The organism is Leclercia sp. Marseille-Q4284 (assembly GCF_916618945.1).
Lineage (GTDB): Bacteria > Pseudomonadota > Gammaproteobacteria > Enterobacterales > Enterobacteriaceae > Enterobacter > Enterobacter tamurae.
The window spans coordinates 1,904,400-1,925,245 of sequence record NZ_CAKAKG010000001.1; the positions used below are offsets into that span (position 1 = coordinate 1,904,400).

Annotated in this window: 21 protein-coding genes; 9 read left to right on the forward strand and 12 right to left on the reverse strand. The window is 53.9% G+C overall.

What is annotated here, in order from left to right:
- Positions 1 to 30 precede the first annotated feature (30 nt).
- Complete coding sequence (locus LG383_RS08880) at positions 31 to 960, forward strand: LysR family transcriptional regulator (protein ID WP_225758903.1); 930 nt, start codon at positions 31 to 33, stop codon at positions 958 to 960.
- Positions 961 to 1,027: 67 nt separating this feature from the next.
- Here the strand turns inward: LG383_RS08880 and LG383_RS23025 are convergent, their stop codons facing one another.
- Positions 1,028 to 1,342 (reverse strand): nitroreductase, encoded by a 315-nt coding sequence (locus LG383_RS23025; protein WP_370635162.1) that lies wholly within the window; start codon positions 1,340 to 1,342, stop codon positions 1,028 to 1,030.
- Between LG383_RS23025 and LG383_RS08885 the strand changes: the two genes are divergently transcribed.
- Positions 1,283 to 1,855: a LysR family transcriptional regulator gene (locus LG383_RS08885; RefSeq protein ID WP_370635163.1), complete on the forward strand. Its 573-nt coding sequence runs from the start codon at positions 1,283 to 1,285 to the stop codon at positions 1,853 to 1,855. The two genes, LG383_RS23025 and LG383_RS08885, sit on opposite strands and share 60 nt — an antisense overlap.
- A gap of 43 nt (positions 1,856 to 1,898) precedes the next feature.
- On the opposite strand, the gene pgaD is transcribed toward LG383_RS08885, so the two are convergent.
- The 10 genes from pgaD to LG383_RS08935 form a co-directional block, all read right to left on the reverse strand.
- Positions 1,899 to 2,336 carry a poly-beta-1,6-N-acetyl-D-glucosamine biosynthesis protein PgaD gene (pgaD, locus tag LG383_RS08890; RefSeq protein ID WP_106993794.1) on the reverse strand — a complete coding sequence of 146 codons (438 nt, stop codon included), beginning with the start codon at positions 2,334 to 2,336 and terminating at the stop codon, positions 1,899 to 1,901.
- Positions 2,333 to 3,667: a poly-beta-1,6-N-acetyl-D-glucosamine synthase gene (pgaC, locus tag LG383_RS08895; protein ID WP_106993793.1), complete on the reverse strand. Its 1,335-nt coding sequence runs from the start codon at positions 3,665 to 3,667 to the stop codon at positions 2,333 to 2,335. Before pgaC ends, pgaD begins: the two co-directional genes overlap by 4 nt.
- The gene (gene pgaB, locus LG383_RS08900; protein ID WP_225758904.1) at positions 3,664 to 5,679 is read right to left on the reverse strand and encodes a poly-beta-1,6-N-acetyl-D-glucosamine N-deacetylase PgaB; all 2,016 of its coding nucleotides are present in this window, start codon (positions 5,677 to 5,679) and stop codon (positions 3,664 to 3,666) included. Before pgaB ends, pgaC begins: the two co-directional genes overlap by 4 nt.
- A gap of 9 nt (positions 5,680 to 5,688) precedes the next feature.
- Entirely contained in the window at positions 5,689 to 8,154 is a 2,466-nt protein-coding gene (pgaA, locus tag LG383_RS08905; RefSeq protein WP_370635146.1) for a poly-beta-1,6 N-acetyl-D-glucosamine export porin PgaA, read from the reverse strand.
- Positions 8,155 to 8,477: 323 nt separating this feature from the next.
- Positions 8,478 to 9,893, reverse strand: a complete 1,416-nt coding sequence (locus LG383_RS08910) for a surface lipoprotein assembly modifier (RefSeq protein ID WP_225758906.1) — start codon at positions 9,891 to 9,893, stop codon at positions 8,478 to 8,480.
- A gap of 52 nt (positions 9,894 to 9,945) precedes the next feature.
- On the reverse strand, positions 9,946 to 10,689 hold the full coding sequence (locus tag LG383_RS08915) for a Slam-dependent surface lipoprotein (protein WP_225758907.1): 744 nt from the start codon (positions 10,687 to 10,689) through the stop codon (positions 9,946 to 9,948).
- Between the two features lie 409 nt (positions 10,690 to 11,098).
- Complete coding sequence (locus LG383_RS08920) at positions 11,099 to 11,494, reverse strand: hypothetical protein (RefSeq protein WP_106993788.1); 396 nt, start codon at positions 11,492 to 11,494, stop codon at positions 11,099 to 11,101.
- A gap of 213 nt (positions 11,495 to 11,707) precedes the next feature.
- Positions 11,708 to 12,007, reverse strand: coding sequence for a putative quinol monooxygenase (locus tag LG383_RS08925; protein WP_106993787.1), 300 nt, complete (start codon positions 12,005 to 12,007; stop codon positions 11,708 to 11,710).
- Positions 12,008 to 12,018: 11 nt separating this feature from the next.
- Positions 12,019 to 12,729 (reverse strand): YnfC family lipoprotein, encoded by a 711-nt coding sequence (locus LG383_RS08930; RefSeq protein WP_225758908.1) that lies wholly within the window; start codon positions 12,727 to 12,729, stop codon positions 12,019 to 12,021.
- A 97-nt stretch (positions 12,730 to 12,826) separates the two neighbouring features.
- Positions 12,827 to 13,384, reverse strand: coding sequence for a histidine phosphatase family protein (locus tag LG383_RS08935; protein ID WP_225758909.1), 558 nt, complete (start codon positions 13,382 to 13,384; stop codon positions 12,827 to 12,829).
- 121 nt (positions 13,385 to 13,505) lie between these two features.
- On the opposite strand from LG383_RS08935, the gene LG383_RS08940 reads away from it, so the two are divergent.
- The 7 genes from LG383_RS08940 (at position 13,506) to clcB (ending at position 20,138) form a co-directional block, all read left to right on the forward strand.
- A complete protein-coding gene (locus LG383_RS08940) occupies positions 13,506 to 14,129 on the forward strand; it encodes a glutathione S-transferase family protein (protein ID WP_106993785.1) in 624 nt (207 codons plus the stop codon).
- 170 nt (positions 14,130 to 14,299) lie between these two features.
- On the forward strand, positions 14,300 to 15,043 hold the full coding sequence (locus LG383_RS08945; RefSeq protein WP_225758910.1) for a YoaK family protein: 744 nt from the start codon (positions 14,300 to 14,302) through the stop codon (positions 15,041 to 15,043).
- Positions 15,044 to 15,302: 259 nt separating this feature from the next.
- Positions 15,303 to 16,013: an osmoprotectant ABC transporter permease OsmY gene (gene osmY / locus LG383_RS08950; RefSeq protein ID WP_106993783.1), complete on the forward strand. Its 711-nt coding sequence runs from the start codon at positions 15,303 to 15,305 to the stop codon at positions 16,011 to 16,013.
- An 18-nt stretch (positions 16,014 to 16,031) separates the two neighbouring features.
- On the forward strand, positions 16,032 to 16,931 hold the full coding sequence (gene osmX / locus LG383_RS08955; RefSeq protein WP_225758911.1) for a glycine betaine ABC transporter substrate-binding protein: 900 nt from the start codon (positions 16,032 to 16,034) through the stop codon (positions 16,929 to 16,931).
- 9 nt (positions 16,932 to 16,940) lie between these two features.
- The gene (osmW, locus tag LG383_RS08960; RefSeq protein WP_106993781.1) at positions 16,941 to 17,588 is read left to right on the forward strand and encodes an osmoprotectant ABC transporter permease OsmW; all 648 of its coding nucleotides are present in this window, start codon (positions 16,941 to 16,943) and stop codon (positions 17,586 to 17,588) included.
- Entirely contained in the window at positions 17,588 to 18,736 is a 1,149-nt protein-coding gene (gene osmV / locus LG383_RS08965) for an osmoprotectant ABC transporter ATP-binding protein OsmV (protein WP_225758912.1), read from the forward strand. Before osmW ends, osmV begins: the two co-directional genes overlap by 1 nt.
- A 91-nt stretch (positions 18,737 to 18,827) precedes the next feature.
- On the forward strand, positions 18,828 to 20,138 hold the full coding sequence (gene clcB, locus LG383_RS08970; protein ID WP_106993779.1) for a voltage-gated ClC-type chloride channel ClcB: 1,311 nt from the start codon (positions 18,828 to 18,830) through the stop codon (positions 20,136 to 20,138).
- On the opposite strand, the gene bioD is transcribed toward clcB, so the two are convergent.
- Positions 20,073 to 20,768 carry a dethiobiotin synthase gene (gene bioD / locus LG383_RS08975; protein WP_225758913.1) on the reverse strand — a complete coding sequence of 232 codons (696 nt, stop codon included), beginning with the start codon at positions 20,766 to 20,768 and terminating at the stop codon, positions 20,073 to 20,075. The two genes, clcB and bioD, sit on opposite strands and share 66 nt — an antisense overlap.
- Between the last annotated feature and the right edge of the window lie 78 nt (positions 20,769 to 20,846).

Below are 20,846 nucleotides of genomic sequence, written 5' to 3' on the forward strand. Positions count from 1 at the left end.
GGAGAAAATCAGACTGGAGAATTTTACCCTTTGAAAAATGGAATGGAATCATTAAAAATAGGAACATCATTCCCAAAAATGGAAAGAACAATGGATTTTAATGCAACGAAATTGTTCATCGCGGTGATGAATGCCGGAAGCTTTTCTGCGGCGAGTGACAAAACAGGGGTACCCATCTCCACGTTAAGTCGAAAAATTAATGAGCTTGAGCAGGCCTTGAACGTTCAACTCCTGGAACGCTCACGACAGGGTGTTAGGCCAACCCATAAAGGACAACAGTTCTTTGAACAGGCTCGTCTGGGTATCGAATTGCTGGAGGATGCACAAAAGTCGGTAACCTCAGCCCACAACTTACAGGGTAAGTTACGTCTGTCCGTGCCCCCTAATTTCTCTATCTGGTGGGATTTACTGATCGAATTTCAGCAGCGCTATCCGGATATCAATGTCTTTTGTCATTCAAGCGAAAGAGTCGTTGATTTGTTTGAAGATGGCGTCGATGTTGCGCTAAGAATGGGCAACTTAAATACGGATGATGTAATTGCTAAACCTCTCATGACAGTGGAAGTTTTGTTCGTGGCAAGTCCCTCATTATTGGCCCGACATGGTACGCCAACGTCACTGGCTGAAATGGGCCGACTTCCTGTTGCTGCCTGGGAAAGCCTGAATCAGAGTTCTTTTGAATGGGGGTCAGGAACGGAAAAAGTAAAATACGAACCCTTCTTTTCCACTAATAATGTCCAGGGATTAATATATTACGCGCTAAGTGGTATGGGCGTCACACAGCTCCCCGATTTATTAGCCAGGCCCTGGCTGGAGAACGGTGAGCTGATAGCGTTTTTCCCCGAAACAGCCAAACAAGTCCTGCCATTGCACCTTGTTTACGCCCGTCATAAACATCCTTCAGCCCTTGTGCGGGCCTATCTGGATTTTTGCGAAGAATGGGTGGCAAAACTACGTTAGCGTTTCCGGTGAAGGTCCATGCGCCTGTCAGGTAGAAAGCACCATGTAGCTGCGCATAAAACGGGACCTAACTTCGCGATTGATCAGCCTCAACGTTTACGCTGACGTTCAGCCTTTTGGCTTCCATCGTTATTAACTGTTGGGCAACGGCCATATCGCCGCCATGAACGCGATCTATCAGGTTCTGGATGAGCGTCACCATCAAAAAACTCTGATTAGCAGGAGAGAAATCTGTTATATCGATCCCGCTGTCCTGGAGCTGCTGGTGTGCTGCTCTTTCTGTTTCTTCAACAATTTCAGCCGTTTTCTGTTTCATCTGGTCGTGGCGTTTATCACTATCGCCCGGGAACGCAGTTTTACCCGGGCCGCCGCTGAACTGGATGTTTCCCAGTCGGCGTTAAGTCATACCATCCGCAATCTTGAGGCGCAGCTGGGGCTACGGCTGCTGATCCGCACCACGCGCAGCGCCTCCCCGGATTATCTCTCCGGAAAAGATCTCCCGCTCACGCCCGAGGATTTAGTCCGGCACGCCTGCATCAACACCCGATACTCTATGAAGGAGGGGATCAGCCCCTGGGAACTGAAAAAGGGAGACGGCGTTCAGGCCTGCCGTGTCGATGGTCCTCTGATCTTCAACTCGGTGTATGCCGCCCTCGACGCCGCGCTGGCGGGATATGGCCTGGCTTATGTACCGGAGATACTTGCCCGTCCGGGGCTGGAAAATGGCCGTCTTCAGGCAGTGCTTGAGGCGTGGTGTCCGCCGCGTCAGGGGTTCCATATATTTTATTCCAGCGAGCGTCAGCTCCTGCCGGCACTCTCGATGATTATTGAGACGTTACGTTATGAGCCAGGGTTCATGCCCTCCTGTACTAAGCAAGCCGCAGGCAATCCATAAAAAACCTGCCAGCAAACATCCAGAATTACCGGCAGGTTTTTCGTTACTCGCGCTGCACATCAGCGAGGATTTTCGCCATCCACACGCGGTCAATTGCCCCCGTCTCGTAATGCGCGAGGGTAAAGATCTTGGCCTGACTCATCATTAGCGCCAGTTCGGGGGTGATATTGAAACTTGCCGCAACTTCATGGCGCTCAAGTTCTGGCCGACGCTTACGACGTTCAATACGAAAGCGCAGCTGGTTGTATTTTGCCCAGGCGATCAGCGCCAGACTTATAAGACAGGCCACCAGCAGGTAGATACTCAGCGTACTGAGCGTGGTGTAGAACGGCCTGGTCCCTATAAAAGGATCATGTTCAATTGCGGTTATCAGACCATTGTAAATCAGCCAGCTAAACCCCAGCCAGGCCACGATCGTTAACAGGGCATCCAGCGCGCGTGGAAACAGCCGTTGTTCAGTAAAAATTAAAGGTTGGATCATGGTTTTAATCTCCCAATACCGCGATCGGGACTCACCCAACGAGCTCTGCTGCGTTTGCGGCGCAGCATGACTTTCGGGAAAGCCACAAGCGTAGTGAACAGGCTCAACATCCAGTACACCACCGGAAACCAGATAATCCAGAACAGAGACGCCGCAATACCTTTCTCGTAGCGTCTTTCAATAATCAGACTGACCGCGAACTGCAACAGACAGACCACGCCCAGCATCAGGCCAGTAAAAGCCGGTGGGAAAAGGTGTTGAACATATAAAGAATCGGGCATCGGAATAAGCAGCCCGAAGAGAAACAACAGAATGCTGACGGCATAGGCAAAGGCCCATGCGGTTGACATACAAAACTCAATAAACAGAGGCCACATGCGTCGGTACTCCCAGCTCCACAAGCGACGCATATTGACAATAAATACCTCCGCGCCCCCCTGTGCCCAGCGCAGACGCTGCTTCCAAAGCCCTTTTAGCGTCTCGGGCATCAAAATCCAACACAGCGCACGAGGTTCGAAGAAAATTGACCAGTGGCGCAGCTGTAACTTCCAACTGATATCAATATCTTCCGTGATCATATCCGGGCTCCAGTATCCCACCTCTGCCAGGGCGCGACGGCGATAAGCGGCAATGACACCGGAAACGGTAAAGACCTGACCATAGACGCGCTGGGTACGCTTGATAAGGCCGATGATAGAGGAAAACTCCCCCACCTGGACTCGCCCCACCAGCGTTGAACGCGTACGGATACGCGGATTACCGGTCACCGCCCCCACGCGAGGGTAATTGAGCAGCGGGGCGACCATATACACTGCCGCATCCTTATCCAGCAGCGCATCACCATCAATGCACACCAGAAAATCACTGCGTGCCGCCGCAGCACCCGCCTGCAGGGCGACCGCTTTACCCTGATTTTCCGCCAGATGAATCACCCGCAGCCGCGAATATTCACTCGCCAGCTTGTCCAGCACGGCCGCGGTGCTGTCGATAGAACCGTCATTGATAGCAATCACTTCTATATTTTCATAACGTTGCGCCAGCGCCGCTTCGATAGTCTCACGGGCATTCAACCCTTCGTTAAAGCACGGCACAAGAATGGAAATCAGCGGATTACCTTCGAGTACAGGTGGCGGTGTGCCCGGCCCCCATGGCCAGTGGCGCTCGCGGTGAAACCAGAAGTAAAGTCCACCGCTAATCCAGAGGGCCGACATAAACAGCGGCCAGAAAAAGACGAAATCAAGGATCACTTCACCGGTAAAAATCACCGCCACGCCGAGCGGAAAACTGAACATCAGGCAAAGGATCAAGAAGGCGATGAGGCGATCGGTCATTTTTGCGGATACCAGTAGGAGGAAAAAGCAGAACGGATCTCTGCCATCCGGGGTTGATCGTTAATGAAATCGTCCGGGTAGTAGCCATAGTTTCTGGCACCGCTCAGCTTGAGCTGCCGCATCCACCCGTTAAGCATTTCACCGCTAATGTTGTCCTGCCCTGCCCCCTTACGCCAGTCGCGGGCCTGAAGTTCAAAAACTGTTTTATCCAGCGCGCCCGGGAAACGGGCTACCTGCCCGACGAGTCTGTCCAGCCAGGCATTGGCATCGTTGACCGGGACATTTTCCATCAGCGGCATCGCCATCGGGGCTGTCCAGTCGTAGGTGCCGAGAAAATCATTCAGATTCTGCGCAAACCAGGTTTCGCTCTGCGGATCCAGTATCGGCATGGCGTAAATGTTGCGGGCGGTTTTGATCTGTGGACCGCGCACCGCACGCACGGTTTGCGTGAGCTGTCGGGTAAAATCAATCAGGGCGCGACTTTTAAAGCGCGTCCAGCGCGCCAGCAGTTGCGGGTTGGCGCGGATCTGCGCGAGGTCGTCCGGGAAGCCTGCTGAACGATAGGCTTTGAGCGCATCCGGGGAGGCATCCTCAAAATCGGTCAAAAAAGCGTCGTCATGGAACAGGATGCCGCTGAAATTGGCGTGGCGCGCCAGGTCCTCGTAAATGTCGTTGATTCTCTGCCGGGCAACCGCATTCCAGGGTGATAAGCGCAAGTACTGGCGATTATCTGGCGCACTTCGTCCGGTGTCTGACGACCAGGCCGCCACGCGTGGCACAGAGGGGTCTAACCCAAACGCCAGGACCGGCATCCAGGCGTAAACCTTCACCCCGGCACGGGTCTGCAACTGCCAGGAAACGAAGTTAAACAGATCCGCCCGCATAGGTAGCCAACGACTGCGGAAATAGAGGGCATTGACGTTGCCGTCCCCTTTCGGGTCGGCATAAGCCTGTAAAAAGACATGGGTTATCTTCATATCGAAAACACGCTGAATGAGCAGATCGATATTTTTACGCTGTTGAGTCGGGTTTTTGTCGTACACATAGTCGAGATCGACATGCATAACCCGCATGGTTTCAGGTTCCCTGACCTGAGCTATCTGGCTGGCGAAGCTACGCAGCGAAGGGTTATTGGAAATCAGCACCCGGGGAACATCTTCCAGATTTGCGGCATTCGCCAGCCCCTGGTTCAGGGTGAAAGCCATCTGGTAACCCTGCTGATGCGCGAGCTTCAGTGTGGTCCCGCTCGCCGCTCCGTAGGGCCAGACCCAGGCTCGCGGTGCTTTCCCGGTGACCTCTTCGATTTTGCCCGTAATGCGCGACAGGTCAGCACGAATACGCTGTTCAAACTGCGCATCCGTTTCGTACTGTCCGCTGGTTTTATCGTAAAAACGGTTAGCGACTGCGGGCTCCTTACTGCCTTGCGGATTGGCCTGATGGCCGTAATGGGAGGCCCAGGTGTGCGCCCCCACTTCCACCAACCCCGATTCGCTGGCCTCGCGTACCATCTTCCAGGTGGCAAATTTTTCCCGCGGCGTCTTTAATCCGCCAAAATCCACCAGCGAATGTTCCGGTGCATCCACCCAACTGCCGACAGGCGCCCACAGAGCAGGCCATTTGAACAACCGAAGCAGCGGCAGAACGCGCGTCGAGAAGCTACTGTATCCATCATCAAAGGTCAGCATCACCGCCTTTTCAGGCAAGGTGATTTTTCCGGCATGGGCATCCAGCACCTGCTGCACGCTAATCGGGTGGTAGCCGTTATCATGCAACCAGGCAAACTGGTCGTTCAGGGCGCTGGTGCGCACGGACAGATAGCGCTGATCGGCGGCACCGTCCTCCACGTCATGCCAGCCCAGCACCAGAAAGCTGTTTGTGGGCCAGCGCTGATCCGCATACAGCGCCGGCCGCTCGGCGGGAGGAAGATAACGCGGTGCCGCGGCCAGTGCACACATGCTCATCATCATCCACCCAACTATTACCCTCGCGGCGAGAAGCCATCGTTTCATCATCAAGCGCCCTTAAAACCTGACATTCAGATCAAATGCGAGGGCAATATTGCGCTCCCGCTTACCGTCGTAAGGACGCTTATCCCAGGTAAGTGTCACCCCGGCATCCACTACGTTATTCCATTGAATACGTTGCCCGTAACCTAACTGATTGATGGCCCCAGCGCTGTACCCCTTTTGCCAGTAACCGCCCGCCCCCGCCTCAAACTGCTGCTTCCAGACCGTCTCGTAATGGCGGTACAGCACATGTTCGGCGCGCAGCCCTGCAACCGCCGAAACATCACGTTTGGGGTTGTAATAAGGCACATTTTCTTTGCTGTTATGGCTGCCGCCGATGCCGGGGATAAAATCCAGCGTAAAACGTGGCAGCGTCCAGAGGCGTTCTTTACCGCTGATGCCATATTCCAGTCGATCGTTGCCGTCGGTGAAATGGGCGCCGGAAAGTGAAAGTTGATATTCGCGTCGTTCGTTCTGATACCAGCGCAACCACAGATCGCCACCGTTGGCGTTTACCCCATTGCGCAGGGCACGCAGCGGGGTGTTACGTGATAGCCGCTCCGCCGAGCCCCCGACCCGCCAGCTGTCGCTGAAATCGTACCAGCCAGAGAGACGTCCGCCGATTTTCTGATCGCTGCCATCGTTGCGCCCGGAGACCTCCATTTCGGCCCAGCTATTCCTTGACGTCCATTCCGCGCCCGCCAGCAGGTCCCGACTTATTCCCTTCCCCTCCTCAAAATCGCCACGGGCAAAGTTGTAGCCGGTAAACAGTCGCCAGTTTTGGTTAATGGGTGGGCTATAAAGCGCCGCGTTGAGGGTAAAATCATTTTTGCCACTGACCGGACTGTCGGATGAGATGCCCTGAGACCCGGCTATCCGCAGTTCAGCTTTGTTATGCACCTCCATCAGTCGTTCAAGCTGCAACGTGGCGGCGTCATCCGGGCTGCGGGTGACCACATCCTTCGTCAGTTCGTCGGCCTGCTTCCACTCCTGAAGCTCCATGGCCGTCCATGCTTGTTGCCTTTCCAGCTCGAGGTTGCTGGGTTCAAGGACTTCGGCAAGCTTAAGTTCGCGCTCTGCGGCACGAGGTAATCCTCTCGCCAGCAGCACTGACGCATAGGCAATACGCAGTGCCTGGTTACCCGATCCTGTACGCGCCAACTGCTCCGCATGCGTCTCGGCTGCAGGCAAATTATTGACGGCCACCAGGTATTCGGTTCGTAAGGTTCTGGCCAGCAGCCAGCTGTCATTGGGCTGCGGCGTGGGAGAGCCATAGACCTTTTGCAGATAAGGGCTCTCTCTGGTGTAGGCATCCAGTTGCTGCTCCGCTTCGTCGAAATGGTTGTTATCGAGACGGGCAAACAGCAGTTCCTGTTGATCGTCCATGGTCATCGGCTGTGATGCCAGGGTCGAGCCACGCGGAAAATAGATGCTTTCCAGCAGCGACTCGGCTTTGTCCGGCTGCTTCTGCGCAAGATAGGCAGAAGCGACCCATCTTCTGGCGTAGTCAGGAACCGGCGTTCCGCTCGCCTCGAGCGATTCAAATTCGGCTATCGCCTCATCCATGCGTTTACGGATCACCAGCGCCCCCAGCCGGTCAATTCTGGCGCGTCGCACATCACCTTGCGCCTCGGGCTGTTGTTCCCACGCGGCAATCAGCGTGTCATAGCGAGCCAGGGCTTTATCGGCCACCAGGAATCGTTCATCTTCATTGCGGGTGGGCGTGAACGCAGCGCGGACGGTTTGCGCCGCCGCATCCAGTTCAAGTTGACGTGTAATGGCATCAGGCTGGGGGTAGCGCTCTGAAAGGGTCAGCGCGGGGCCGGCAATGCGGGTGGCCGACATGGCAGCCAGCAGCGTGGGCACCACGTTTTTGTTGTGGTCTGAATCGGTATCGATTTGGCTGGCCGCCAGGACTGAATCCCAGTTTTTCCCCTGAGCATGATAAACATAAGCCAGCAGGGCCTCTCTCTCTGGCCCCGGCTCCTCGTCTACCCAGCGCCGGGCTTCGGTGATGGCCTGCTCGTTGCGATGGGCATCTGCGAGCGTCATTATCCAGCCTGTGCGCGCGTCGCTATTACCGGGCTCAGTTTGCAGAACGGTTTCCCAGACGGCCAGCGAGGCATTCCACTGCTTTTGGTTACGCAGCGCGCGGGCGGCAGCGATTTGCCCTCTGGCAGGGATGTCCATGCTTTGGCGATAACGATTCCATACCGCCAGCGTCTCGACGTCATTATTGGCCCATGAGGAAACCTGAAGCCAGTCAGCAATCTCTCCCGCCGTTAACTGGGTCTGCTTTTCGCGAACGGCAAGGTATTGCAATAAAGGCTGGCGGTCGCCATCCCGAGCCTGAATAATAAGTTCGTCGTAGGTAGAAGTTTCGGCATATACCCATGTCGGGAATAACATGCTCACCATTAATAAGTATCGTCCTGAACGCAAGGGTTTAATGACGCAAGAGGAGCAGAAAACTCTGAACATAGCTAACCCTTTTTCTCTGTTTTAACGTGAGCTTTTCATTTATTCATGACTAAAAAATGACGGAAATTTTATAGCTAAACAATAAACAAAAAAGTACAGACAGATTTAAAATGTCATGCTTTTTTCGTATTTATCATTATCCAGCTAAGGACTACTTATTATCACGCAACACCTGGGCACCGCTCCAAAAGTTAGCAGCCACATTTACCTTTTACCAACCCATAAAATAAAAAAACACGCCGGAGCGTGCTTTTCATGTTAATTTCACCCTTTCGTATTAGACTTTTTCTGCATACTCAGTAAAAAGTGCTGGCCAACGTCTGTTAAAAGTTCTTATCCAGAGAAAGCGTGACATTCCGCTGTTGATAATCATAGAAATCGATATTGCTATCGACCCGTTTATAGGTGAAATTCAGTTTCGGCATAACCCCAAAGAAATAAAGGTCGCGATGCCAGAGCGAGAGGTTATAGATCTGTTCGTTATCTTTCCGTCGTGTCGAGAAGATATCACTGTCGGCCTGGTAATTGCGTCTGGCAATGGCCGTGGTGGCGGCAAAGGAGAGTTGCCAGGGCATATCAACCTGCACCCCGCTGCGCAAACCTACCCGATGGTTAGATTCACTGCGAGTGAAGGTCTGCTGATCGAGCAGATCGAAGCCGGCAAATCCTGACACCCGGTTACTGAAGGCATGGGACAGGGTTGTGGAAGAGTAACGATTTTGTCCGCGCAAGAATCGATAATCTTCATCATCATAATCCAGTTTCTGATATTCCAGCGCCTGACTCACCTGCCAGGTAGGGGTAAGTAAATAACTGTATTCGGCACGAACACCAGGGCCAGAAGAGTACGCCTCGGTGCCATACCATCTTTTTTCATAAAAGGGCAACAGGGCAAACTGTTGGCGGAAATTACGCCATTGATATCCGGCATAAGCACGGGTGGTAATATCATCAAAATCATGATTATTCCAGTAACTCTTACCATTTACCGTACCAAGGAATCGCAAGCCATGCTGATCGTAGAGTTGAACATCTTTTTGTAATGCGCCATTGAACCAGAAACCTTCTCCGCGCTGAGGAAAACTATCCTTATTACGAATAAACAGGCGATCGCCAACCCGAATGGTTTTACCTGATGAAGCATTATTCACATTGCTGTCATTCAGATAACTTACGCTGAATGAACCCGTTAATGCGCTGCCCTTCTGAATGCGCTCAAGATATTGTGCAATGACCTGCTGAATATTCTCAGGCGGATTGCTTTGTAATACACGACGAAATTGATAATCAGCGGCGTCAAACTGACGATTTTCAAACATGGCACGCGCTAAATCCAGACGCACCGCAGCAAAGTCAGGATGACTGCTCAGAATAGCGCGATAGTGTTCAATCGCCTCTGCATAATGTCCCTGACTGCGCGCCAGACCGGCTTTTGCAAAATGAATCAGGGTAGAATCCGGATTGGGTGACGCCGCATAGACCGGTAAAATGGCACGAACCATCGGCCATTTTTCTTCACGAATGGCCTGATCGAGCAGCGCCATCGCCAGCTCTGGCTGTTCCGCCAGTTGAGCATTGGTAACATGCAGCGTCTTTTCGCCAGGCACGGTGCGCTTGTCCGGCGTGGTCAGTCGTTCAAAGTGGGGAGCAGCAGGAATCGAGTCGGTTTCCGGCGGCGCAGCAAACGCAACGCTGAGCGGGCACAGCAAACTCAGTGCGCCAGTACGCAAAATATTCATAGAAAGGCTTACCATCTGAAGGTCCGGTCAGCCAGGCTGACCGGAAAACGATTTATTGACGTGTCGCGCCAAAGGATGCGTTTTTAGTCGTGTCTGCAAACTGCGCCAGACCGCCTAACTCTTCAGCCGTGGGGCCATTGAAATGACCGGTGAAGGTCCCCGCCTGCTCACCGGATTGCGCACTACCGGTGAAACCACCGTTTGCAATGTTGCCCTGCATCGCAACTTCGCTACCAAAGACTTCATTTCCGGCAATGGTACCGTTTATGGTTTTCGCCGCGAAATCAATGTCAAAGCGAGCATCACTCAGGATATTTTCACGCATACCGTAACCCACATAGGTCGCCGTTCCCTGGGTTGGCACGTTAGCCGCCAGCGTGGCATCCCCGGTGTAGAAGACCTCATGCTGACCTTTTTCATACTGTGTCCAGGTACCGAACGTGGTGTAACTCATGCGGCCGCAGCACCATGACGTTGAGGAGACCGGGGAACGGTCGTCACGGGTGAGCCGTTGGGTTTGCGTCAGGCCCGCAGAGATCCCGGTGCCGCGCATAACGTATTCACGACCCTCCGGGGTGGTGTAGGTCCAACCAGAAATGGTACCACCGGTGGTCAGACTGACCGGTGCCGTGGCAGGGGTTTCCGGTGTGGGAGCCGGATTGCCGTTATCCGTTTGCACAGGCGCAGTGGTTACCGGGGGCGTACTGTCGCTACCGCCACCACCACCACCACCGCCGCCACCACATGCAGTCAGTACAAAAGCAGTCAGTAATAAACCAGGTTTTAAGATCCCCATACGCTAAACGTCCTTGGTTGTGAATAAATTCGTAGGATTTGTAACAAAATTTTTTACGAATAAATTTACGTCAAAACATTCAGCATCTCTAATGAATAGTTCTTATTTCCGTTAATTCTAAGATTAATCTTAACTACCACTTATACAATGTTACGCCTACGGATCGGATAATCAGCGTCAATTTGAGTTAAGTCGATTAATTAGCGCTTTTTGCCCGCGCTTTTTATTATGTGCCCTTATTGATCCTCTCTCTTGATCATGACAAATAATGTCACTTAGGGCTTGCGGGCAACACGGTATAGGGCGATGCGTTCAGCGGTGCGGTATAGCCCTGCCGATATCATTCAACTGAGAAAATGCAATAATCGCGAAGAAAAACTCGTCTCAATTACCGAACTTACAGATAGGGTTATCGCCAGTTGGCGGCCTTTAGAATCTTTATCAACTGGCGTCCAGCATTTGGGTCATTTTTATACACTCGCATAGCATTTCGTTTAAATATTCCCGGATAACTACAGGATAGCAGGGGGGTAAAACCAAAAATTAAAACACCCGCTCCAAACGCAGCTAATCCATGTAGCCAGCTGATCATTGTCAGCGGAATTAAAAAAAAGCAGTAGTGTGCATAAAAAAATAACTGTGTACTGATTTGAGCCCATTTGGGTATCAATGCCCCGGGATCTATTTCATAAAACTGATTTTTAACGAGTATTTTTTTAGCGCTGGTCCTCATCCCTATAAGCCATAAAAATGGAAAGTAAGTTACTCCAAACAACGTTATCACAACTAAATTCCAGTTATACATCTATTTATCCATATTCCTTCTAGATTTAACGCATTTTCGCACAAGTTACGCTTTATAGGCAAAAAAGAAAAGTTGTAATGTCAGTACCTTATTTCGAAGCATAATTCTGCCGGTACTTAACGCCTCTGATATGTTACATGTTAATGTCCGCTCTTCCCTTAATGCGCACCCTCAGCGCCGCTGTCCCCGTCACCCCTGCCCCAGGTACTGACTTTATCGCTCCGGCTCCACCCGACCATCCATCAGGATATACTGCGCGGCTTTACGCGCATATTGATCAATTAAAGGAACAAGCCGAGTGAAATGCTCGCTGGCACAATGCGCATCGAGTGCTGCGCGGTCGGGCCACTCTTCAATGAAAATAAAATGCCCTGGATCCTTTTCATCCCGGTACAAATCATAAGCAATACACAGGGGTTCTTTCTTCGTCGCCGCGATGAGTTCGCGGTACAAAGGGAGAACGACGTCGACGAACTCGGGTTTGATAAAATCTTCGGCGATAACTTTTAACATGTTTTATAAACTCAGAAGTACTCTGTTTCGTGATTAGAAATCCACAGGAAGAAAGAACCGCGGTAGTTGTCATCAGTGGAGGTTATCAGTGAGCATTTATCTGCATTGCCATCTGGGGTGTAAGCACAGCTCTGCTTCACCCGGACAGTGCCCTCCTCTCCTTTTGACACTATTTCTGAATCAATAAATTGCGCGCTTCCGGATGGGTAATAGATCCGCTTGTCCAGTCGCTCTTTGTAGTTTCTTACCCGTACAGGGAACTGGCTATGTTGATATTCATATCGTTCTACAACCTCCCCCGTACTTTTATCAACCATCGTTTCAAGCAACCCGCGCACATTATAGCTGAGCAAAAACTTGCCCTTTTTATTCTCAAGCTCGGTAATTTCGCAGCGTTTATTGATTTTTCCAGTAATACGCTCGCCTTTGAATGAGCTCAGTACGCCATCCTTGTTTACCAGATGGAATTCCCGGGGAGTGGCCCTGTCGATCATATTGATGTGGGTAAAGCACCCGCTGGGGTCATATCTCACTTCTGTCATAACCTGCAGTTTACCCTCAACGTCCCGGACCCATTGAAGGCTATGTTTTACGTTGCCGGTTGTTGCATCATGCTGGAACAAAAGCGCAGCATTTAAGATCGCAGGTTTGAACTGCGTATAGGCAGCGGCATGAGATGACATTGCCAAAAAACAGAGACTGAAAAGCACCCTTGCTTTCATTAACCATTCCTTTATTAATCCAATTGCACGCTAAGGTGACAGGAGAATCACGTTACCAAATTCTTTGCAAATAGCCGCGGAAAATCAACATCTTAACTTAGTCTAAGTGGTAGATTCCTGCGTTCCAGTAACCTCTACCCTGTCGACGACGCTCTTTCCAGCCCAACGATATGAGTACCTTCGCAATCAGCCGATTCATCACCCCATGCCCCATAAGCAGCACAGGGCCGTTTGATGCTTTTGCACATGTTACGAGGATATCCGCAGCCTGAACGGCGCGTTGTTTAGCTGTCGCCAGGGGCTCAACATGAGGGGAGATGCCACACAGCCACATAATACGGAAAACCGACGCCCATAAAGTGGGGGCTAACCTAATACCGGGTATATGGAATGCGGGCAGGTCAGCTTCTCTGAAGACGTCATCAATGCGATCCGGTGTACGCCCTAATGCGTGCAGGGAGGAAATCGCTCTGGGAAGAGGACTGCTCAGGATCTGCAGTGCGCTGGATGCTAACGCCTGACTGGATTGCGGGGGCATATCGCTGCCCGTATCTGAGAGATTATAGTGTGAAATCCACTCTGCCATCTCCAGGCTTGTTACTCTTGAAGCACCTGTAAAAGCAGGCCTTCCATGACGCATCAAAATAATTTCCATACCGTGCTTCTTGTTGTGGTCCTTTTGTCGTAAACAGACTAACGCGATAAAGGCAGAAGGAACTACTACCCTATTTAGGGTTGACCTGCTCTTAAACACTCTTAAAAAGGATGCCTGCACCATGCTTAAAATCCTCGGCAAAACCACTTCCATCAACGTGCGCAAAGTACTCTGGACCTGTGAAGAAGCCGGTCTGGACTATCTGCAGGAAGATTACGGCAGCGGCTTTGCCTCGACGGAAACCGACGACTTCCGCAAGCTGAACCCGAACGCCATGGTGCCGGTACTGATCGACGGCGACTTTGTGCTGTGGGAATCCAATGCCATTTGCCGCTATCTGGTACGCAAAACCGGACGCGATGACCTGCTCTCCGCAGATCCGCAGGCCTGCGCCAATATAGAGCGCTGGATGGACTGGCAGGCAACGGAATTCAATAACGCCTGGCGCTACGTCTTCCCGGCGCTGGGGCGCAAAAATCCGGAGTTTAACGATCCAGCGCGGATTGCGGCGGGAATTAAGGAGTGGAACCACCACATCATGATCCTTGAGCAGCAGCTGCAACACACCGGGGCATGGGTGGCGGGCGAGACCTTTACCCTCGCCGACGTGGTGCTGGGGCTGTCGGTGAACCGCTGGAAGATGACCCCGTTTGAAAAGCCGCAGGTTCCCGCCATTGAGGCATGGTTTGAACGCTTAAATCAGCGCGAGGCTTTTTTACGCCACGGGAATAATGGAATGCTATGAACATAGCCCGAGCGATGCTTAATAATCGCTTTCTTAGCAGGGTTATTTTAATTAATTACTAAATCCATACAGGCCTCCGGTGCCGTAATAATTAAGCGCTATCCTGGACAACCCGTGAATTGTCTTTGCTAGCCTGATTATTCAGGCAAAGCTCAAACCGGAGGTATTCTTTGCTGATTAAACTCAAGAAAGAACGAACGCATCAGGAGGATCGTCGGCTTGCCCTCTGGCTGGCTACCTCCGCAGGATTACTGAATGCCATTGCGCTGGGGGCCTTCGGTTTTTTTCCTTCCCATATGACCGGCAACACCTCACAATTTTCCAGCGAAGTCTCCTCAACGGATCTGAACGATATTATTTTCTTTGCCACCATTATTCTGTCATTTGTGACGGGCGCAATCATTGCGCGAATTATTGTTTTATGGGGCATCATGCATAATGTGCGGCTCATTTTTTGTCAGGTTCTGTTTATTGAAGGGTTATTACTGGCCGGCGTCTCTCTGTATGAGATGTTTTTCCATACCTTCACCACCAATCGGGAAATTATTGTTTTCCTCTGTGGCCTGATGGGGATCCATAATTCAACCTCCACCCAGCTTTCCGGCGGTCGGGTAAGATCCACCCACATTACCGGCACCTTAACCGATGCAGGCATTTCGCTCGCCTCCGTGGTGGTGGCGATGCTACGCCGGGATTACTCCAAAGATACAGCAGCTCAGAGAAGCCAGCTTAAAACCCATCTCACCACCCTTTTCTCGTTTATCACCGGGGGTATTGCCGGGCTGATACTGTTCAGGTGGTTTGGTTTTCATGCGATGCTGGCGCTGGGGTTGATGCTGGTTTTCGTGGCCACCTTCTCCATCATTAATACCTCGCTACGGGTGCGAAAAGTCCGCGCTGCGTTTAGCAAATAACGGACGCCGCCCATTCATTAAGTGACGGTGTCACTTAATGAATTTATCTTTAAGACTATTCTGCCTGACCCCTGATCGGCCCTTATCCCATAAGGCTTAACCCATGATTTCCCCTATATTCATCGGGTTACTGATTTCGCCGCTTCGCTGGAACCCTTCCCAAACGCTTGCTATAGCTCAATTACCCCTGCCGATTCATGGCATAACAACAGGCAACCGGTGGTTGCTATAACGCATGCGCACAGGGAGACACATCGCAATGCATCCATTATTCAAACGTTCGCTGCTTTTTGTCGGCGCGATTATTGTGGTCGTCGCCCTCCTCGTCTGGGGAATTGGGCTCGAGACGATCAAAGCGCGCCAGGTTGACCTGGTCTATCTCGGGCAACAGCATCTGATTTTAGTCTTCTCATCCATGTTCTTCGCTCTGCTGGTCGGTATCCCCAGCGGTATTTTGCTGAGCCGTCCGGCCGCGCGAGGTATCGCCGAATACGTGATGCAGATCTTTAACGTTGGTAACACCCTGCCGCCGCTGGCCGTTCTGGCTCTGGCGATGGTGGTGCTTGGCATTGGCGATACCCCGGCGATTATCGCCCTGTTCCTGGCCTCGCTGCTGCCGATTGTGCGTAACACCTATGCCGGGCTGTGCTCGGTGCCCGGGTCGTTACTGGAAGCGGCGAACGGGATCGGAATGACCAAATGGCAGCGTCTGCGCCAGGTCGAAATTCCTAATGCCTGGCCGGTGATGCTCTCCGGGATCCGCATCGCTACCGCGATTAACGTCGGTACTGCCCCGCTGGCCTTCCTGATTGGTGCCAGCAGCTACGGCGAGCTGATTTTCCCGGGTATTTACCTGAACGACTTCCCGACCCTGATCCTGGGCGCGGCGGCCACCGCCCTGTTCGCCCTGATTCTGGATACGCTGCTGGCGGCGCTGGGTCGTCTGATGAGCCCGCATCTCGCGCGATAATTATAACAAGGAGCTTCTATGAGACTGTTTACCGGCCTGACGGCGCTGTGCGCCGCCGCGCTCTTCTCCAGCCAGGCGCTCGCTGCGCCGCTGATTCTGGCGACCAAGAGCTTTACCGAGCAGCATATTCTCTCGGCCATGACCGTGCAGTACCTGCAAAAGAAAGGATTCCAGGTGCAGCCCCAGACCAACATTGCGACGGTGATTTCCCGCAATGCGATGATCAACAAGCAGATCGACATGACCTGGGAGTACACCGGTACGTCGCTGATCATCTTTAACCACATCAACAAACGCATGTCCCCGCAGGAGTCTTACGAGACGGTGAAACGTCTTGATGCCAAACATGGTCTGGTGTGGCTCAACCCAGCGGACATGAACAACACCTACGCCTTTGCCATGCAGCGTAAGCGCGCCGAAGCGGAAAATATCAACACCATGTCGGAGCTGGTCGCTAAGGTCGAGCAGGTGCGTAAAACCGACCCGGACAACAACTGGATGCTGGGTCTGGACCTCGAGTTTTCCGGGCGCAGCGACGGCATGAAGCCGCTGCAGGCCGCCTATAACCTGGAGCTGGATCGCCCGCAGATCCGCCAGATGGACCCCGGTCTGGTCTATAACGCGGTGCGCGACGGCTTTGTCGACGCCGGGCTGATTTACACCACCGACGGGCGCGTGAAGGGCTTCGACCTGAAGGTACTGGAAGATGATAAAGGCTTCTTCCCGAGCTATGCGGTGACCCCGGTGGTGCGTAAGGACACGCTGGAAGCCAATCCGGGTCTGGAGGAGGCGCTGAACACGCTCTCCGCCCAGCTCAACAACGACGTTATCACCGAGCTCAATAAGAAGGTGGATATCGATCATCAGTCACCGCAGCAGGTCGCCCGTGATTTCCTGCGTAGCAAGCAGCTGCTGTAAGGAGGCGCTATGGATACGGTTCACTACATTATTGATAACTGGGGCTATCTGTTAAGCCTGACGTTGCAGCATCTGTGGCTGGTGGCGCTGGCCGTGGGCCTGGCCATCATCATTGGCGTGCCGCTGGGCATTCTGATTGTGCGCCACAAATGGCTGGCGACTCCGGTGCTGGGGATTGCCACCATCGTGCTGACCATCCCGTCGATTGCCCTGTTCGGCCTGATGATCCCGCTCTTTTCCATGATCGGTCAGGGTATTGGCGCCCTGCCCGCCATTACAGCGGTATTCCTCTACTCGCTGCTGCCGATTGTGCGTAACACCCACACCGCGCTCGACAGCCTGCCGCCAGGTCTGCGCGAAGCGGGTCGCGGGATCGGCATGACCTTCTGGCAACGTCTGCGCTGGGTAGAGATCCCTATGGCGCTGCCGGTGATTTTTGGCGGGATCCGTACCGCCGTGGTGATGAACATCGGCGTGATGGCGATTGCCGCCGTCATCGGCGCGGGCGGGCTGGGCCTGCTGCTGCTTAACGGCATTGGCGGAAGCGATATTCGTATGCTGATTGCCGGTGCACTGATGATTTGTCTTTTAGCGATTGTGCTCGACTGGTTACTGCACCGTCTGCAGATCGTTCTGACTCCAAAGGGGATTCGATAATGATAAAACTGGAAAACCTCACCAAACAATTTTCACAGAAACAGGGCCAGACCTTTAAGGCCGTGGACAACGTCAACCTGAACGTGCCCGAAGGGGAAATGTGTGTGTTGCTCGGCCCGTCCGGCTGCGGCAAGACCACCACCCTGAAGATGATTAACCGCCTGATTACCCCGAGCAGCGGCAAGATCCTGATCAACGGTCAGGATACCAGCGACATGGATACCGTCACCCTGCGCCACAACATCGGCTACGTGATCCAGCAGATTGGTCTGTTCCCGAACATGACTATCGAAGAGAACATCACCGTGGTGCCGCGGATGCTGGGCTGGGACAAAGCCCGGTGTAAAACCCGCGCCGAAGAGCTGATGGATATGGTGGCGATGGACCCGCATAAATTCCTTAATCGCTATCCGCGCGAGATGTCCGGTGGTCAGCAGCAGCGTATCGGCGTGATCCGCGCTCTGGCGGCGGATCCTCCGGTACTGCTGATGGATGAACCATTCGGTGCGGTCGACCCGATCAACCGCGAGGTGATCCAGAATCAGTTCCTCGAGATGCAGCGCAAGCTGAAAAAGACCGTGATGCTGGTGAGCCACGACATCGACGAGGCGCTGAAGCTCGGCGACCGCATCGCCGTCTTCCGCCAGGGGAAAATTGTCCAGTGCGCCAGCCCGGACGAACTGCTGGCCAAACCGGCGAATGAGTTTGTCGGCTCGTTTGTCGGCCAGGACCGTACCCTGAAGCGACTGCTGCTGGTCTCGGCAGGAGATGTGACCGATCAGCAGCCGACCCTGACCGTGCGCCCGGCGACGCCGCTGCCTGAAGCCTTCGCTATCATGGATGACAACGACATCCGCGCGGTCACCGTGGTGGACGAAAACGGCAAGCCGCTGGGCTTTGTGAAGCGCCGCGAAGCGCGTCATGCCAACGGCACCTGCGCCGATCTGATCCACCCGTTCCGCATGACCGGCAAGGCGGAAGACAACCTGCGCGTGGTGCTGTCGCGTCTGTACGAGAGCAACACCAGCTGGATGCCGATTGTCGATGAGGACGGGCGCTATAACGGCGAGATCTCCCAGGACTATATTGCGGAATACCTCAGCTCTGGCCGCACGCGCCGGGCGCTGAATATTTATAGCGAGAGTTAAGCTTATAAGCCGGGCACTGCCCGGCTCTTTACGTTGCTAACCCCCCGATTTCCCCCCACAATATTGTATCTTCCCTGTTTACGCGTAACCCATGCATCGACTCCATGCTTACCCCGACATCCGCGCGATGTTTCGCAGGCTGCTGATTGCCACCGTCACCGGCGTGCTGGCAGCGCTGGCCGTAGCGCTGTTTCGTCACGCCATGTATTTGCTGGAGTGGCTGTTTCTCAGTAATGAGAGCGGCAGCCTGGTGAATGCGGCCAGCGCGCTTTCGCCCTGGCGCCGCGCACTCACCCCCGCGCTGGGCGGGCTGGCGGCCGGGCTGTTGCTGTGGGGATGGCAGCGCATGACGGCGCAGCGTCCGCATGCGCCTACCGACTATATGGAAGCCCTGGAGACGGGCGACGGGCAGTTTGACTACGGTGCCAGCCTGGTGAAATCTCTGGCATCATTACTGGTGGTCGCCAGCGGTAGCGCCATTGGGCGCGAAGGGGCGATGATCCTGCTGGCTGCCCTCGCCGCCTCCTTTTTTGCCCGGCGCTTTACGCCGAAATCAGAATGGAAACTGTGGATCGCCTGCGGGGCCGCCGCCGGGATGGCCAGCGCTTACCACGCCCCCTTAGCCGGGAGCCTGTTTATTGCCGAGATCTTATTCGGCACCCTGATGCTGGCCTCGCTCGGTCCGGTGGTGATTGCCGCCGTGGTCGCCCTGCTCACCACTCGCCTGCTCAGCCCCGACGCCAGCACGCTGTATGAAGTACATTTCAGCCAAACGCTCACCGGGGTGGATTACGCCCTGATGGTCGGCATGGGCCTGCTGGCCGGCATCTGCGGCCCGGCGCTGATGTGGTTAATGGATTTCAGTCACTCCCTGTTTCTGCGCCTGCGGCTCTCGCCGCCGTGGCAGCTGGCGCTGGGTGGGCTGATCGTCGGTCTGCTGTCGCTGCTGACGCCAAAGGTGTGGGGCAATGGCTACAGCGTGGTGCAGGGGTTTCTGCTCGCCCCGCCGCTGCTGTCGGTGATTGCCGGGGTATTCATTTGCAAGCTGCTGGCCGTACTCGCCAGCAGCGGCTCGGGGGCACCGGGCGGGGTATTTACGCCCACGCTGTTTGTCGGCATGGCGACCGGAATGCTGTTTGCGCAACTTTTTATGCTGTGGATACCGGGGTCTGAAACCGCGATTTTACTCGGGCTGGCGGGGATGGCGACGCTGCTCGCGGCGACGACGCACGCGCCAATCATGTCGGCGCTGATGGTCTGTGAAATGACCGGGCAGTATCTGCTTCTGCCCGGCTTGCTGATTGCCTGCGTAGTGGCGTCAGTCCTGTCGCGGACGTTACGCCACGACTCGATCTACGGGCGACACACTGCTGAGAGTCGAGAGGTCGATGTAGTGCGCTAGCTCGCGCTGCTCAGCGCGGGGCAGATACGGCAGCTCGCCCACCAGCGGACCCGGCAACTTTTTACTCAGCACCTCAATGATTTCAGCATAGTGGGCCAGGCCCGGATTAATGCGGTTTGCCACCCAGCCCACCAGCGGCAAGCCGTCATTGGCAATCGCCTGGGCCGTCAGTAGGGCGTGGTTAATACAGCCTTCCTGAATGCCCACCACCATCAGGACCGGGAGTTGCTCCTGCACTACCCACTCTGATAACGGACGCAAATCGTTCATCAGGCTGCGCCAGCCGCCGGTCCCTTCCACCACCACGTGATCGACCTGCTCGCTCAGGCTGGCAAGCCCGTTTGATAACAGGGTGTAATTAACCAGCCCGCAGTGCGCCACGCTGCTCTCATCTTCGCTGAGCGCAATAGGGTTAACTGCGTGATAAGGCAGTTCAAGCGAGGAGACGCTTTGTAACACCAGCGCATCTTTATTGCGCAATCCCTCTGGCGTCTCTTTACTCCCTTTTGCTACCGGTTTGTACCCTGCTACGCGCTTCCCGCTAGCCATCAGGGCTTGCAGTAAGGCGCGGGACACCACCGTCTTACCGACAGAAGTATCAGTACCCGTTACAAAGAAACGCTTAAGCATCACTCACTCCACCGTTATGCTTTGGAAATATAAATCAAGGAAATAATTCAGTGGGGGAAGTCTAAGGCATGCGCTATC

Bases quoted from the DNA above. Each gene is read 5' to 3' on its own strand.
- pgaD (WP_106993794.1), bottom strand. From the start codon at position 2,336: ATGATCCAACCTTTAATTTTTACTGAACAACGGCTGTTTCCACGCGCG.
- LG383_RS08920 (WP_106993788.1), bottom strand. From the start codon at position 11,494: ATGTATAACTGGAATTTAGTTGTGATAACGTTGTTTGGAGTAACTTAC.
- clcB (WP_106993779.1), top strand. From the start codon at position 18,828: ATGCATCGACTCCATGCTTACCCCGACATCCGCGCGATGTTTCGCAGG.
- LG383_RS08915 (WP_225758907.1), bottom strand. From the start codon at position 10,689: ATGGGGATCTTAAAACCTGGTTTATTACTGACTGCTTTTGTACTGACT.
- osmW (WP_106993781.1), top strand. From the start codon at position 16,941: ATGGATACGGTTCACTACATTATTGATAACTGGGGCTATCTGTTAAGC.
- LG383_RS08935 (WP_225758909.1), bottom strand. From the start codon at position 13,384: ATGGAAATTATTTTGATGCGTCATGGAAGGCCTGCTTTTACAGGTGCT.
- osmV (WP_225758912.1), top strand. From the start codon at position 17,588: ATGATAAAACTGGAAAACCTCACCAAACAATTTTCACAGAAACAGGGC.
- osmY (WP_106993783.1), top strand. From the start codon at position 15,303: ATGCATCCATTATTCAAACGTTCGCTGCTTTTTGTCGGCGCGATTATT.
- pgaB (WP_225758904.1), bottom strand. From the start codon at position 5,679: ATGATGAAACGATGGCTTCTCGCCGCGAGGGTAATAGTTGGGTGGATG.
- LG383_RS08940 (WP_106993785.1), top strand. From the start codon at position 13,506: ATGCTTAAAATCCTCGGCAAAACCACTTCCATCAACGTGCGCAAAGTA.
- bioD (WP_225758913.1), bottom strand. From the start codon at position 20,768: ATGCTTAAGCGTTTCTTTGTAACGGGTACTGATACTTCTGTCGGTAAG.
- LG383_RS08925 (WP_106993787.1), bottom strand. From the start codon at position 12,007: ATGTTAAAAGTTATCGCCGAAGATTTTATCAAACCCGAGTTCGTCGAC.
- pgaA (WP_370635146.1), bottom strand. From the start codon at position 8,154: ATGTTCAGAGTTTTCTGCTCCTCTTGCGTCATTAAACCCTTGCGTTCA.
- osmX (WP_225758911.1), top strand. From the start codon at position 16,032: ATGAGACTGTTTACCGGCCTGACGGCGCTGTGCGCCGCCGCGCTCTTC.
- LG383_RS08910 (WP_225758906.1), bottom strand. From the start codon at position 9,893: ATGAATATTTTGCGTACTGGCGCACTGAGTTTGCTGTGCCCGCTCAGC.
- pgaC (WP_106993793.1), bottom strand. From the start codon at position 3,667: ATGACCGATCGCCTCATCGCCTTCTTGATCCTTTGCCTGATGTTCAGT.
- LG383_RS08930 (WP_225758908.1), bottom strand. From the start codon at position 12,729: ATGAAAGCAAGGGTGCTTTTCAGTCTCTGTTTTTTGGCAATGTCATCT.